At 58.4% G+C, this 14,760-nt stretch carries 13 protein-coding genes; 7 read left to right on the top strand and 6 right to left on the bottom strand.

Translation table 11 applies throughout. The features are described 5' to 3' along the window. Window positions 1–25 precede the first annotated feature (25 nt). Complete coding sequence (locus KW848_RS04450) at window positions 26–280, bottom strand: Lpp/OprI family alanine-zipper lipoprotein (protein WP_192410586.1); 255 nt, start codon at window positions 278–280, stop codon at window positions 26–28. 234 nt (window positions 281–514) lie between these two features. On the opposite strand from KW848_RS04450, the gene KW848_RS04445 reads away from it, so the two are divergent. From KW848_RS04445 to KW848_RS04435, 3 genes are all read left to right on the top strand, one after another. Continuing rightward, window positions 515–1,162 (top strand): BON domain-containing protein, encoded by a 648-nt coding sequence (locus KW848_RS04445; protein WP_111448912.1) that lies wholly within the window; start codon window positions 515–517, stop codon window positions 1,160–1,162. 63 nt (window positions 1,163–1,225) lie between these two features. Then, entirely contained in the window at window positions 1,226–3,067 is a 1,842-nt protein-coding gene (ftsH, locus tag KW848_RS04440; protein WP_218535959.1) for an ATP-dependent zinc metalloprotease FtsH, read from the top strand. A gap of 66 nt (window positions 3,068–3,133) precedes the next feature. Beyond that, on the top strand, window positions 3,134–3,559 hold the full coding sequence (locus KW848_RS04435) for a potassium channel family protein (RefSeq protein ID WP_111448914.1): 426 nt from the start codon (window positions 3,134–3,136) through the stop codon (window positions 3,557–3,559). 74 nt (window positions 3,560–3,633) lie between these two features. On the opposite strand, the gene KW848_RS04430 is transcribed toward KW848_RS04435, so the two are convergent. Both KW848_RS04430 and KW848_RS04425 read right to left on the bottom strand, forming a co-directional pair. Beyond that, a complete protein-coding gene (locus tag KW848_RS04430) occupies window positions 3,634–4,518 on the bottom strand; it encodes a universal stress protein (protein ID WP_218535957.1) in 885 nt (294 codons plus the stop codon). A gap of 51 nt (window positions 4,519–4,569) precedes the next feature. Next, entirely contained in the window at window positions 4,570–6,945 is a 2,376-nt protein-coding gene (locus tag KW848_RS04425) for a phosphoketolase (RefSeq protein ID WP_218535954.1), read from the bottom strand. 251 nt (window positions 6,946–7,196) lie between these two features. Between KW848_RS04425 and fnr the strand changes: the two genes are divergently transcribed. Next, a complete protein-coding gene (gene fnr / locus KW848_RS04420; RefSeq protein ID WP_192410581.1) occupies window positions 7,197–7,940 on the top strand; it encodes a fumarate/nitrate reduction transcriptional regulator Fnr in 744 nt (247 codons plus the stop codon). Window positions 7,941–7,964: 24 nt separating this feature from the next. Next, window positions 7,965–8,948: a zinc-dependent alcohol dehydrogenase family protein gene (locus KW848_RS04415; RefSeq protein WP_192410580.1), complete on the top strand. Its 984-nt coding sequence runs from the start codon at window positions 7,965–7,967 to the stop codon at window positions 8,946–8,948. Here KW848_RS04415 and KW848_RS04410 read toward each other — a convergent pair. Next, complete coding sequence (locus KW848_RS04410) at window positions 8,938–9,849, bottom strand: universal stress protein (RefSeq protein WP_218535952.1); 912 nt, start codon at window positions 9,847–9,849, stop codon at window positions 8,938–8,940. The two genes, KW848_RS04415 and KW848_RS04410, sit on opposite strands and share 11 nt — an antisense overlap. A 222-nt stretch (window positions 9,850–10,071) precedes the next feature. Between KW848_RS04410 and KW848_RS04405 the strand changes: the two genes are divergently transcribed. Continuing rightward, complete coding sequence (locus KW848_RS04405; RefSeq protein WP_218535950.1) at window positions 10,072–10,635, top strand: GNAT family N-acetyltransferase; 564 nt, start codon at window positions 10,072–10,074, stop codon at window positions 10,633–10,635. Window positions 10,636–10,690: 55 nt separating this feature from the next. On the opposite strand, the gene KW848_RS04400 is transcribed toward KW848_RS04405, so the two are convergent. Further along, window positions 10,691–11,614, bottom strand: a complete 924-nt coding sequence (locus tag KW848_RS04400) for a universal stress protein (RefSeq protein WP_218535948.1) — start codon at window positions 11,612–11,614, stop codon at window positions 10,691–10,693. Window positions 11,615–11,863: 249 nt separating this feature from the next. On the opposite strand from KW848_RS04400, the gene KW848_RS04395 reads away from it, so the two are divergent. Further along, window positions 11,864–12,790 carry a universal stress protein gene (locus tag KW848_RS04395; protein ID WP_111448922.1) on the top strand — a complete coding sequence of 309 codons (927 nt, stop codon included), beginning with the start codon at window positions 11,864–11,866 and terminating at the stop codon, window positions 12,788–12,790. A 383-nt stretch (window positions 12,791–13,173) separates the two neighbouring features. Here the strand turns inward: KW848_RS04395 and yiaY are convergent, their stop codons facing one another. Continuing rightward, window positions 13,174–14,322 (bottom strand): L-threonine dehydrogenase, encoded by a 1,149-nt coding sequence (gene yiaY, locus KW848_RS04390; protein WP_046046748.1) that lies wholly within the window; start codon window positions 14,320–14,322, stop codon window positions 13,174–13,176. Between the last annotated feature and the right edge of the window lie 438 nt (window positions 14,323–14,760).

Below are 14,760 nucleotides of genomic sequence, written 5' to 3'. Positions count from 1 at the left end.
TGTCAGGAATTCGTACAATCGCTCGTTACTTGCGAGTCGCCTTATTGGTCATCCGACTGGCGCGCACCTTCTCTTCATCGGCCGTGCGTAGCGCCTGACTGGCCGTTGCCTGCGCCTGTTCCGCCTTCATGTAGGCCTCATCGGCCCTGAGCCTCGCCGTTGCGGCATTGTTTTCGGCGGCCTCCAATCGGGCGTCGAATTCCTGAGTGCGCTGATGACTGCAACCGGCAGTCGCTGCCAACAGAACGCTCAGCAATACAAAGGGCAAGCGCTTATTCATGACTTTTTCCTCTTGGTCTATCTCAACTGGAAAAGCTTCAGATCGTTGCCCCAAGTATCTGACTCCATCACCTGCACACTCTGATTTTTGTCAACTAATGGCCCGCTGGCGATTAATGAAGAACTCACTGAAGCCTTGTTGATTTAACTCAATGTCTTGGCGCCGTTCGGGCGTAAAAAAAACCAACCGGGCGCGTGCGACCCATCAATTGCGCATCAAACAGAGGACACCGTCATGAGCGACTTGAGTCTGCGTAAGACCATTTTGGAAGAGCTTGAATTCAAGCCTGAAATCGACGCTGCCCACATTGGCGTTGCCGTGGACAATGGCGTTGTCACCCTCTCCGGTCACGTCAACAGCTATGCACAGAAAGTCAGTGCAGAGCGCGCGGTAAAAGGCATCAAAGGGGTGCGCGCGGTGGCCGAAGAAATCCAGGTCAGGCTGGAGAAAGGGGCCGGCACAGCGGACGACACCATCGCGAGCCGCGCCTTGAACATCATCAAATGGAGTGCCGACGTTCCCGACGGTGAGATTAAAGTTATCGTGCAGAACGGGCGGATCACCCTTGAAGGCGAAGTGGACTGGCAGTACCAGAAAGAAGCCGCCGAGCGCGCTGTGCGCAAGTTGTCCGGCGTGGTCTGTGTGGACAATCGACTCACCCTCGTCCCCCGAGTGGATGTGGTCGATATCCAGCATCGCATTGAAGAAGCCCTCAAGCGCAACGCCGAAGTCGACGCCAAGGAGATTCACGTCAGGGTCGATGGGGATGTGGTGAGGCTGGAAGGCAAAGTTCATTTGTGGCGCGAGCGCCGAATAGCGGAACGGGCGGCCTGGTCGGTGCCCGGGGTGAGGGAGGTGGAGGACCGTTTGCTGCTTGCTTGAGCCGATCACCCGGGAACCTGCGATCTGCCTGTTCGACCCATGCCTCCTTTCTGAGCGAAGGTCATGAAAAAAAATCACCAATGGAACCTGTCTTACTTCGCGATCGCGTTTGTCGTGCTCACCCTCGTTCAATTTCTGTTTATTGATCGTCGTGTCGTGCAGAGCATTCCATACAGTCAGTTTCTGCAATTGCTGAACGAGCAAAAGGTCAGCGATTTACGGGTCGAGAAGGATCAGATCAGCGGCAAACTGCAGGAACCCATTGACGGGCACAACCTGTTCTCCACCGTGCGGGTCGATCCGGCGCTGGCGACGGATCTCGCGCAATCGGGTGTCGGCTTTACCGGGGTTAACGAAAACACCTTTTTGAATGGACTGCTGGGCTGGCTGCTGCCGTTTTTCCTGATCATGGTGATCTGGCATTTTCTGTTTCGCGCCATGGCGGAAAAACAAGGCATAGGCGGGTTGATGAACATCGGCAAGTCTCGGGCCAAGGTGTTCGTCCAGCGCGATACCGGGGTGACCTTCGCCGATGTCGCGGGTATCGATGAAGCCAAGGCCGAATTGGTAGAAATCGTCTCTTTTCTCAAGGACAAGGCCAAATACGCACGCTTGGGGGCGCACATTCCCAAGGGCACGTTGTTGGTCGGTCCGCCGGGAACCGGCAAAACCCTGGTGGCCAAAGCCATCGCGGGTGAAGCCGGTGTGCCGTTTTTCTCGATCTCTGGATCGGAATTTGTCGAAATGTTCGTTGGCGTGGGTGCCGCCCGTGTGCACGACTTGTTCGAGCAAGCGCGGCAGGCGGCGCCCTGCATCATCTTCATCGACGAACTGGATGCGCTGGGCAAAATGCGAGGCGTTGGCACATTTGGCGGCAATGACGAAAAGGAGCAAACCCTCAACCAGTTACTGGCAGAACTGGACGGATTCGATCCCCGTGAGGGCGTTGTATTACTGGCCGCGACCAATCGGCCAGAGATCCTGGACCCGGCGCTGCTGCGAGCCGGCCGGATCGACCGTCAGGTGCTGATTGATCGCCCGGACCGTAAAGGCCGGCAAGCGATCCTCAAGGTCCATCTTCAAAAAATCACTGTGGAGCCGGGGCTGGATGGCGAACGTATTGCCGACATCACCACGGGCTTCACGGGCGCTGATCTGGCAAACCTGGTCAACGAAGCGGCAATCGTGGCCACTCGTCGTGGCGCCGAAGCGGTCAGCCTGAATGACTTCACGGCGGCAGTGGAACGTATCATCGCGGGGGTTGAACGCAAGAGCAGCGTGCTACACCCCGACGAGCGCCAGGTGGTGGCGTATCACGAAATGGGGCATGCCTTGGCCGCCAGTAGTCTGCCCGCCATGGACCCCGTCCATAAAGTCTCAATTGTGCCCCGCTCCATTGGCTCTCTGGGCTATACGCTGCAGCGACCGACCGAAGATCACTTCCTCATCAGTTGCCAAATGCTCAAGGACCGGATCGTGGTGCTGATGGCCGGACGCGCCGCCGAATACCTTGCTTATGGCCAGATTTCTACCGGGGCTGCCGATGACCTGGCCCGCGCCACTGATATCGCCCGACAATTGATCACCCGGTTTGGCATGAGTACCGAACTCGGACAGTCGGTGCTGGAGCGGCAAAGCGCGACCTATCTGGGCGAACGTATGCAGGGCGTTGGCGAGAAAGACTATTCGGAACAAACGGCCAGGGAAGTTGACCTGGGTATTCGTGCCCTGCTCGATGAAGCCTTTGGGCGGGCAAAGGCCCTGCTCGCCAGTCGCCGGGGAGATCTGGACGCTGGTGCACACCTGTTGGTGGAGAAAGAAACCCTGACGCCCGAAGAGTTTCCACCGCTCATGCCGATCAAACCCGCCCCGCTATCCACCCCACTGACCGTGACGCCACCCTGAGGAGCGTGTCTTGTTGTCACCCCTTAGTGCGGAACACCGCGCATCCGCTACCGCCGGAGGTTCGCCATGCTGGCAGTCACCTTGATCAACACACTGGTGGTCATCATCGCCGTGGTGATCCACTACGAATGCCTGTTACGTCTGAACGATTGGCTGCCGCGACTCAAGCTTTGGAGCCGTTTCAGGATTGTCGTCGGGGTATTCGGCGCCCTGCTGGCCCACGCGTTAGAGGTCTGGTGCTTCGCGCTGGTCTATTACCTGATGGTGCGCTCCGGCGAATGGGGCGGCCTGACAGGCAACTTCGATGGTTCGCTGCTGGACTGCGTCTATTTTTCCTTCACGACCTACACGACGATCGGTTTCGGCGATATTTCACCCGTGGGTAATCTCAAGTACCTGACCGGCCTGGAAGCGCTGACTGGTCTAGTGCTCATAACCTGGACGGCCTCGTTTCTATTTCTCGAAATGCAGAAATACTGGAAGAGCAAATAGCACGCGCAGGCATCGGACGCTCTCTGCCAGATCCGCCTGGCGGTCTGGCATAAACGGCCTGAGTCTCTTCAGACTCAGACCGCCAGGACGCTGCAAGGCACCTGATACAAAATATGCTCGGTTGTGCTGCCCAGAAGCTTGTCCACTCCATGGGACTGGACTTTGCCCATCACAATCACATCCACTTGATGATCGTGGGCGAACTCGCTCAGCGCCGTGACGGGGTTTCCTAAAATGAAATGTCGATGATCAGAGGCCACACCATACCGGCCGGCCAACTTGAGGAAAGACTTCTCCAGGTCTCGGCGCAGCGCTTTGGTGAGGTCAGCCAGCGTCAGCCCTCCCATGTCCGCCAGAAAGGCGGCGGAAATGTCGCAGGCGTACAGCAAATGCAACTCGGCATTACATTGCATGGCCAAGGCGGTAGCTTGCTGGATAATCCGCTCGTTCAACTCGTTGTCTGGCGCTTCGGTGTCCGACACTTCGACCGCCGCCACAATTTTACGCGGCAACACGAAGCCGCTTCCGCTCACCAGATAAACCGGTACCGGACAGTGGCGCAACAAATGCCAATCCAGCGGGGTGAAGAACGCGCGTTTGAGCGCTGATTCATGCTGAACTTCCTTGATCAAAAGATCGGGTTGCATTTCCAAGACGTGATCAAGAATGTCCTGCCGCAGGTCATCAGCCCAATCCACCTCTGCGGTCACGTCCAGCCCCCTGCCACGCAGATTAGTTGTCTGAGCGCTCAGCCAATCGCGATGGTCCTGCAGGTAACGCTCCCGAGCCTTTTCCCGTTCGCCCTGTTCGAGCAGCGACAACATTTTCAACGAAGGAATCCAGGCAGCAATGTGCAAACTCGCGCCGCTGGCCTTGGCCAGAGCGGCAGCATGGTTGATTGCCTGGGAATGGCGCAGGGCAGGGTTGATGATCAGTAACAACCGCTGATACTGGCTCATGATCTGTCTCCAGTCAGGTGGGTATTCGGCGCCGTGCGGCCCTGTCGGACCTCAGCGACCCGCCACTGGCGTCCATTGCCAGTTCAGTACTTCAGGCATGTCCTGCCCGTGCTCAATGAGGTAAAGCTTGTGTTTCTCCATGGTCGACCAATAGCGCGACCGTGCGGTTTGCAGCTGATCGTGCAACCGGGGCACGCGCTCGATGACGTCCAGCGCCAATTGATAGCGATCCAGGTTGTTGATCACCGCCATGTCGAACGGTGTTGTGGTCGCGCCCTCCTCCTTGAAGCCACGGACGTGGAAATTCTCGTGATTGTTGCGTTTGTACAACAGTCGGTGGATCAGCGCAGGGTAGCCATGGAAGGCGAAGATCACCGGTTTGTCGACGGTAAACAATTCATCGAACGCACTGTCCGGCAAACCATGGGGATGCTGGTAAGAGGGCTGCAGCACCATCAAGTCCATGACATTGACCACCCTCACCCGCAGATCCGGCACGTACTCACGCAACAGGGTCACGGCGGCCAGGGTTTCCAGGGTCGGGACGTCACCGGCGCAGGCCATGACCACGTCCGGGTCTTGATCATCCTGGCACGCCCAGTCCCATCGACCGATGCCCGTCTGGCAATGACCGATGGCGGCATCGATATCCAGCCACTGCCATTCCGGTTGCTTGCCGGCGACGATGACATTGATGTAGTTGCGGCTGCGCAAGCAGTGATCGGCGACCGATAGCAGGCAATTGGCATCGGGCGGCAGGTAGATCCGCACCACGTCCGATTTTTTATTCGCCACCAGATCGATGAACCCCGGGTCCTGGTGGGAGAAACCGTTATGGTCCTGGCGCCAGACATGGGACGTCAGCAAATAATTGAGCGAAGCAACGGGTTTTCGCCACGGCACCTCGGCAGCGGTTTTCAGCCATTTAGCATGCTGATTGACCATCGAATCGACGATATGAATGAACGCCTCGTAACAGGACAGCAAACCATGGCGGCCTGTCAGCAAATAGCCTTCGAGCCAACCCTCGCACACCTGTTCGCTGAGGATTTCCATCACTCGGCCATCGGCTGCCAGGTTGAGATCATCGGGCTCCAGCGGTTCCATCCATGCCTTGGCGCTGACCTCATAGACTGCATCCAGTCGGTTTGAAGCGGTTTCATCCGGGCCGAACAGACGAAAGTTGCTGGCACCCAGACTGTTTTTCATCACGTCGCGCAAAAACGTACCCAACACCCGTGTGGCCTCGGCGCGCAGGCTGCCAGGCACCTCGAGTTTCACCGCATAGTCGGCAAATCGCGGCAGGCCCAGCGGCTGCAATAACAACCCTCCGTTAGCGTGGGGATTGGCGCTCATGCGCCGGTGCCCGGTGGGGGCCAACGCGGCGATCTCTGGCAGCAAGGCGCCATTGGCATCAAACAGTTCGTCGGGACGATAGCTTTTGAGCCATTCCTCCAATTGCCGCAGATGAATCGGCTGCTGGAAATCGGCCAGCGGCACTTGATGCGCGCGACAGGTGCCTTCGACGCGATGGCCATCGACGAATTTCGGGCCGGTCCAGCCTTTGGGCGTGCGCAATATCAGCATTGGCCAAAGCGGCCGTTCTGGCGCTCCGGACTGCCGAGACTGGCGCGCTTCGCGCTGAATCTCGCGGATTTTCAGCACCATCGTATCCAGCGTCCGGGCCAGGGCCTGGTGCACCTGCGCCGGATCATCGCCTTCAACAAAATACGGATCGTAACCATAGCCATACATCAGCGCTGACAGTTCATCCTCACTGATTCTGGACAGCACCGTGGGGTTGGCGATTTTGTAGCCGTTGAGGTGCAGGATCGGCAATACCGCCCCGTCACGCGCCGGGTTGAGGAATTTGTTGGAATGCCAACTGGCGGCCAGCGTACCGGTTTCGGCCTCGCCATCACCGATCACGCAGGCGACGATCAGGTCAGGGTTATCAAACGCGGCCCCGTAGGCATGGGCCAGGCTATAGCCCAGTTCGCCGCCTTCATGGATCGAGCCCGGAATCTGCGCCGAGACATGGCTGGAGATCCCGTATGGCCAGGAAAACTGCCGAAACAGGCGAACCAGACCGTTGGTGTTGCGTTCCACCGATGGACAAAATTCGGTATAGGTGCCTTCCAGGTAGGTCTGCGCGACAACCGCTGGCCCACCATGACCGGGTCCGGCGACGAAGAGCATGTTCAAGTCGTACTGGTTGATCAGTCGATTGAGGTGCGTGTAGATCAGGTTAAGCCCCGGCGTCGTGCCCCAATGACCCAGCAACCGCGGTTTGATGTGCGCCAGGGTTAGCGGTTGCTTCAGCAGCGGGTTGTCCTTGAGGTAAATCTGCCCGACGGCCAGATAATTGGAGGCCCGCCAATAGGCATCCAGCCCTTCCAGTTGCTCATCACTCAGAAAATCGCTCATGAAGTTCTCCCCAACGGTCCGACCTACCGATAGTCATTCGTGGATTCTGGGAGTCTGAAACGCTCGAGACTTGATTTACATCAAGTCTCACCGCCGGCGATCAAGTTGAATGGCGTGGGACGCTATGAACATCGACCCACAGGATGCGGGTTTTCCCCGTTCGTCGATTACCCCGGCAAACGCCCGAATGAGGTGCGCACCCCAAAGCCCCCCATCTATGCTTAGACCATCCCTAGATGGCGTCCCCTCTCATGCCTGAAACTCGCCCACTTCAAGTTCATTACCTCAAGGCCGCGTGCTCCAACTGCAGCGTGTTGGAGTTGTGCCTGCCGATTGGCTTGAGCGGCGCGGAAGTCGAGCGACTGGATACGCTGATCGTGCAGCGCTTCAAGGTTAAAAAGGGGGCCGCGTTGTACCGCACAGGTGATCCATTGCGCTCGCTGTACGCCGTGCGTATCGGCTCGTTCAAAACCAGTGTGCTCTCGGTGGATGGTCGTGAACAGGTCACGGGTTTTCACATACCCGGCGAGATGCTCGGTCTGGACGCCATCAGCGCCGATGAGCATGCCTGCAATGCGTTTGCCCTTGAGGACAGCGAAGTCTGCCCCATCCACTTTGCGCAACTGGAGAAACTCGCGCAAAGCCTGCCGTCGCTGCAACACAACCTTAACAGGCTCCTGAGCCGTGAAATCGTGCGTGATCACAGCATGTTGATGCTTATGGGCAACATGAACTCGGATGAGCGGCTGGCGGCTTTTCTGCTGAACCTGTCGCAACGTTTCAGTATCCGTGGCTATTCCTCCAAGGAATTCGTGCTGAAAATGCGTCGTGAAGAAATCGGCTCCTACCTGGGGCTGCGACTGGAAACCATCTGCCGTGGTATTGCGCACCTGCGGGATCAGGGACTGGTAGAAATATCGGGCCGAGACGTCAAAATCCAGAACATGGAAGGGCTCAAGCAACTGGTCGCGGGCTGTCATCGCTCCCCACGCTGACACCCGCACGTCTGGAGAATCCTCATGCGTGCCATGGTTCTGCATATTCCCGGCCAGCCGTTGCAACGGGAAGAGCGCCCCATCCCGACACCCGGCCCATACCAACTGCTAATCAAAGTCCTGGCTTGCGGCGTGTGCCGCACCGACCTGCACCTGGTGGACGGTGAATTACCACAAGCGGTACTGCCGCGGGTGCCGGGACATGAAATCATCGGTGAAGTCACCGCAGTGGGCGCCGAAGTTACACCCGACTGGATCGGCCAGCGGGTGGGCGTTCCCTGGCTTGGCTGGACCTGCGGCCAGTGCCTGTTCTGCCGCTCGGGCCGGGAGAATCTGTGTGATCAAGCGCAGTTCACCGGTTGTCATCTGGACGGTGGTTACGCCGAATACACCGTTGCCGACAGGCGTTTCTGTTTCCCTATTCCCGAGGTGCTCTCGGACATTCAAGCGGCACCGCTGCTGTGTGCCGGGCTGATCGGCTTTCGGGCCCTGCAAATGGCCAAAGGCGCACGCCACCTGGGCCTTTATGGTTTCGGGGCAGCGGCACATTTGGCCATTCAGGTGGCGCGCGGTCGAGGGCAGCAGGTGTATGCCTTCACCCGACCGGATGACAACGAAGGTCAGGCCTATGCCCGATCACTGGGCGCCCAATGGGCCGGCCCTTCGGATCAGCCTCCGCCACACCTGCTCGATGCCAGCCTGATTTTCGCCCCCGTAGGCGCGCTGGTGCCGGCGGCGCTGGCCGTCACAGTCAAGGGCGGCTGTGTGATTTGCGCCGGTATTCATATGAGCGATATCCCCGCTTTTCCTTACCGCCTGCTGTGGGGCGAGCGCAGCGTCCGTTCGGTGGCCAACCTGACCCGCGAAGACGGCACGAGGTTTTTTGAAGAGTTGCAGCGCACTCCCGTGCACTGCGACATCACCCGTTTTGCTCTGGACGACGCCAATCAGGCACTGGCGTACTTGAGGGCAGGTCGGTTCAATGGCGCGATCGTGCTCACTCCCTGATGCGCGACCTGACCGCCAGAATACTGCCCGGCACCGAATACAGCGCCCGTTCGGTATTGCTGCCGATCAAGCGGTCGATCCCCACCCGGTGCACCGTGCCCATCACCACCACATCGGCCAGGTATTGCTCGACAAACTCACTGATCACCGGCACCGGCAGGCCCATGACGAAATGCCGACGCTCCGGTGGAACGCCGTAACGATCGGCCAGGGTGACGAAGGCCAGATGCAGGGATTCACGCAGCTCCTCAACGTAGTCCACGCTCCAGCCACCGCCGACCAGCGGCGCATCGCCATTGAAGGCTGGCGACAAGTCATAGGCGTAAAGCAGGTGCAGCGGCGCGTCGCATTGCAAGGCCAGTGCGTTGGCGGTCTGAATGATCGTGTCGTTCAGGCCACTGATCTGGGTTGAGGGGTCGAACGGGTCCACCGCGGCGACGACCCGGTGCGGCAAACCGTAACGGGCCTGATTGACCAGGTGCACGGGGATCGGGCATTCGCGCAGCAAGTGGCAATCGAGCGGAGTGATGAACACCCGCTTGAGCGCTGGCTCCAGGGTGACATCCTTGATCAGCAGGTCGGGCTTGAGGTCTTCGACCGCGTTCAATATATCCAGCAGCGGATGGGTCGTGAACACGGCTTTGACCGTCACCTCCAGCCCCAGGGCACTGAGTCGCTCGAGCTCTTCGGCCTCCCAGCGGCGATAGCGGCGCAGATAGCGCTGATACCCTGCGTCGTCGATTTTCTCTTCCCACACATGCACGATCGGCGCGGGTTCGACAAAAGCACGCACCTCCAGCACGGCGCCACTCGCCTTGGCCAGCGCGACGGCACGCAGCATGGCTGGGGACTGATGCAGGGTTTGGTCGGCGATCAGCAACAAACGTTGATATTGACCCATCACACACCTCAGCTCGACACCGGTCATTAAGCGCCGGAGGTTCCAAGATGCGCTCGTTGCCCCCTCCCCCAGGTTGATTTACATCAAACACGCGTAAATGAATGCCACGTTACGTCTCTCTGATCCAGATCAGATTGTGACGCCGGCGGCAGCGTAGAAAGGAACGAACCGCGGAATTTGTCACCGCGCGCCAATCTTTCAAACCGGATGGAGGACCACCCCATGCTCACTGTCAAAGACCACAATGATCGGGCCGCTGCCGCCTACGCCGCGGTGACCGGACAATACTGGATTGAAGCGCTCAAGGATGGTCGTCACGTGCTGATCCGGCCGCTGGCGGAAAAAGACCGCGAGCGTGAATACGCTTTTATCAAACGGCTGTCACCCGAGTCCCGGCACATGCGTTTTCTTGCGCAAATCAACGAGCCCGGCGCCGCCATGCTCAATCAGTTGATGGACACCGACAACAAACAGCGCATGGCCTACATCGCGCTGGTCCACGAAAACGGCCAGTTGATCGAGATCGGCGTCAGCCGCTACGCCGCCACAGCCGAGCATGAATGTGAATGCGCCGTAACGGTCGCCGATGAATGGAAGCACCTGGGGCTTGGCACGTTACTGATGGAGCATCTGATCAAGTCCGCCCGCAAGAACGGTTTTCGTCAGATGTATTCGGTGGACGCCTCCAGCAACGCGCAGATGCGCGACCTGGCCAAGGCCTTGGGTTTCGAGAGGCATAATGATCCTGATGACAGCCGTCAGGTCATTCATCGTCTTTACCTGTAAAAAAATCGCCCCGCGATGTTCCGGCCAACGGTTCATTGCGGGGCGATTCAAGCGCTCAGGATTGCAGCATCTTGCCCGGTTTTATCGCCAGCACACTGCATGGCGCCCGATGCAGGAGTTGTTCGGCGGTGGTCCCCAGTAGCTTGTTCAACCCCTTGTGCTGCACCGTCCCCATTACGATGACATCGGTGCGGTGGTCGGTGGCGAAATCACAAATACTCGACACTGGTGCGCCCTCGATGAAGTGCCGACATTCCGGTGGCACGCCGTGACGCTCTGCCAGGGCCGCAAATGCCTCGGCCTGAGCCACGCCCAACGCTTCATAAACCCCGACGGCCAGCGGCAGCGCACCGAATCCCATGTCCTGCGCATACACGGCCGTCCAGTCAAAGGCATGCAGCAGTTCCAGCCGGGCATCGCACTGTTCAGCCAGCTTGGTCGCAGCGTCGATAATCTGGTCGTTGAACACATGGTCCTGGTCTTCGCTGCGCAACACATCGACGATGGCCAGCACGTTGCGGGGGCGTGGGTTGAGGGCATTGGTCACCAGATGCACCGGCACCGGACAATCGCGCAGCAACTGCCAGTCCAGCGGCGTAAAAAACACCCGTTTCAATGCCGATTCTTCCTGGGCATCCTTGACGATCAGCGCCAGCGGCATCTCGTTGACGAAGTGCAGGATTTCCTCATAAGGATGTTGTACCCACACCACCTCACTGGTGACCTCGACCCCGTGTTTGTTCATCAGGCCGGCTTGCTCCGCGAGCCATTGCCGATGGGTTTGCAAATACCCGTCCCGGGCCAGGCTGATTTGTTCAGGGGCGAACAGGCCAGCCACCGCCAGGGCCTGCAAATAATCGAACGCCACAATGTGCAACGGCAGTTGCATGGCGAGCGCCAACGCGGCGGCGCGGTCGAACGCGGGCGTGCGGGTCATGGCTGGGGGGGCTATTAACAGTAAACGCTGAGTCTGCGACATGGGGCACCTCGGCACGCGGCCATCTGGATGAAGTGAACAGGCATCCAGATTGAGCGTTCCTGCCTGGGACGACTTGATCTTTATCAGGAACTAACCGCATGTCGGACGGTTTTTTCCGTTCCCCGCCTGTTTGACAAAAATCAATCCTGCCTCCCCGGCCAGCGGCAGGATGAGCCTAAGGTTTCACTGCCCAAACGCACCGTTGCCATTGAGCGCAAGCGTTTCTGGATTACCCACGGGAGATTTGTCATGTCTGAGCAATTACGTTTGATGCTGGTCGTCTCGCCCTTGATGGAAAACAGCCCCGCGTTCGACCGGGCCGCAGCGTTGGCCAAGGCTTCGGGTGCGGCACTGCATATTGTGGCGTTCGACTACCTGGAAGGGCTGGCAACGGCCGGCATGGTCAACGAACAAGCGCTGGAGCAGATGCGACTCGGGTATGTCGAGCGCCATCGCCAATGGCTGGAAGAGCAGGCCCGTCCCTTACGCAAAATCGGAGTGCACGTCACCACTGAAGTGATCTGGGTGGAAAGACCCTTGCAGGAAATCCTCATTCACCTCAAAGAACAGCCGATGACCGCACTGATCAAGGCACTCGAATACGAATCGCTGCTATCACGCCTGATGTTCACGCCCCTCGATATCCATTTACTTCGCGAATGCCCCGTGCCTTTGCATTTTGTCAGTCACGTGCGGCACCCCCTGCCACGCAAGATTGTCGCCGCAGTTGACCCTTTCCATCGCGATAACCAATACGAAGGTTTCAACGACCGGATTCTGCGCGAGGCCGCAAAACTGGCGAGCGCCTGTAACGCGACGCTGGATGTGATCTATGCCCATGACCTGTCTTCCATCAGCACCGACGAATTCGGCTTCGACAACGCCTCTGCATTCTTTTCCTCAGGTACCGCCAAGACGCTGTTCGATGCACAAAGCGATGCCTTCCGCGAGCTGGCCGAGCGCAATGGTATTCCTCCGGAGAACCAGCACATGATCATGGGCAATCCGGCCAAGGTTCTCTCCAGTTACGCGGATGCCTATGACATCGACGTCATCGTCATGGGCCGGGTCGGCCATCGGGGCATTGGTCGATTGGTCGGCAGTACGGTGGAACACCTGCTGTACAAAATGCCGTGCAGCGTATGGGTGATTTCACCGGAAGAACTGGCTGAGTGAAAGAAGCCCACGAATCAGAAAGAGCGAGATACGGCGCCGCAAACGGATGGTTGAGCATCCCTTAGGGACGCTCAACCAATGGATGGGTGCGAGGTATTTTCTGACGCGAAAGCTGGCCGGGTTAAGTTCAACCGAAGGCGTAATGCTGTTCACTTAAGCGCGCTCTTGGATCGTGCGTACCTCTGTGGCGAGCGAGCTTGCTCGCGCTGGGCTGCGTAGCGGCCCCAAAAATCTGACAATCATTGCCGATTTTTGTGAGAGCTACGCACTCAAGCGCGAGCAAGCTCGCTCGCCACAGGTTTCTCCGATTCCAGACTCTCTTAAGTGAACAGCATTGAACCGAAGGCGGGGCTTTTGATCGGGCTGGAGCCACTTCATATCGGTTACATCGCGGTATGGAAAATCTGCTCGATCTCGTCCTGATTGGCAGGACGCGGATTGGTAAAGCCGCAGGCATCCTTCATGGCATTGGTTGCCAGGATCGGGATGTCATCGGCCTTGGCACCCAGTTCGGCGAGGCCGCTCGGAATACCGACATCCGAAGACAGTTTACGGATGGCGGTGATGGCCGCGGCGGCGCCTTTTTCCGCATCCAGATGCTGGGTGTCGACACCCATTGCGTTGGCGATGTCTTTAAACCGGGCCGGGCATACGCTGGCGTTGAAGCTGGCGACATGGGGCAGCAGGATCGCATTACAGACGCCGTGAGGCAGGTCGTAGAAACCACCCAGTTGGTGCGCCATGGCGTGGACATAGCCCAGCGAAGCATTGTTGAAGGCCATGCCGGCAAGAAATTGCGCGTAAGCCATATTTTCCCGGGCGGTCATGTCGTCCCCCTGGGCAACGGCAGTGCGCAGGTTGGCCGAGATCAATTCCACGGCCTTGAGTGCGCAGGCATCAGTGATCGGCGTTGCCGCAGTCGACACGTAAGCTTCGATAGCGTGGGTCAGCGCGTCCATGCCGGTGGCGGCGGTCAGGCCTTTGGGCATGCCTGCCATCAGCGAAGGATCGTTGACCGACAACAGTGGGGTGACGTTACGGTCGACGATGGCCATTTTCACGTGCCGGACTTCGTCGGTAATGATGCAGAAACGGGTCATTTCACTCGCCGTGCCAGCGGTGGTATTGATCGCGATCAACGGCATCTGTGGCTTGGCGGATTGATCCACGCCTTCGTAATCACTGATGTGCCCGCCGTTGGTGGCGCACAGGGCAATGCCCTTGGCGCAGTCATGGGGTGAACCGCCGCCCAGGGAAATAATGAAATCACAGTCGCTGCGCCCCAGCAGCTCAAGACCTTTCTCGACATTGCTGACCGTCGGATTCGGCTTGGCGCCATCAAACAAGGTGGAGTTGATGTCCTGCTGGGCCAGAAGGCTGGCGACCTTGGCGGCCACGCCGGCTTTGGCCAGGCCTGCATCAGTGACGATCAAGGCTTTACGAAAACCATATTTGCGGATGGCGAGCATCGCTTCGTCGAGACTGCCAATGCCCATCATGTTCACGGATGGAATGAAGAAAGTGCTGCTCATGATAAATCCTCTTTTACTCTGGAAACCCGGAAATCAGGTGAGGTCTTCTACTCATAACGCAGGCTGTGAGGCGGGTCTGATTGTCGTCATTGACGAGTTCAGCGGGAGACGTGCTGCATCAAGTGTTCAGGCGAACAGTGTTTTAAGATGCAGAGGTGGATGGGCCATCGCAGCCGGTATCTTTTGATCATGGGATTGAGCCTAAACCTGTGACGCCAGACTGGAATGGTCCTTTAGCTTTCATTGGCACCTCCTTTAGTACTGGGAGGTCATGCGCACCGCCAAGTCCGGTGCGAGATCTGTGGGAGCCGGGCGTGCCCCAATGTCAGTCAGTTAAGGATATCCAGGTGAACTTCACACCTGTGGCGAGGAAGCTTGCTCCCGCTGGAGTGCGCAGCGGCGTTTCTTGGCTTTGCGAGATTGGGTAGATGACTTGGT

It is taken from the genome of Pseudomonas sp. PDM25, assembly GCF_019219045.1.
Lineage (GTDB): Bacteria > Pseudomonadota > Gammaproteobacteria > Pseudomonadales > Pseudomonadaceae > Aquipseudomonas.
Note: the sequence above shows the minus strand (reverse complement) of the source record. Positions and strands in the feature narration are given on the sequence as shown.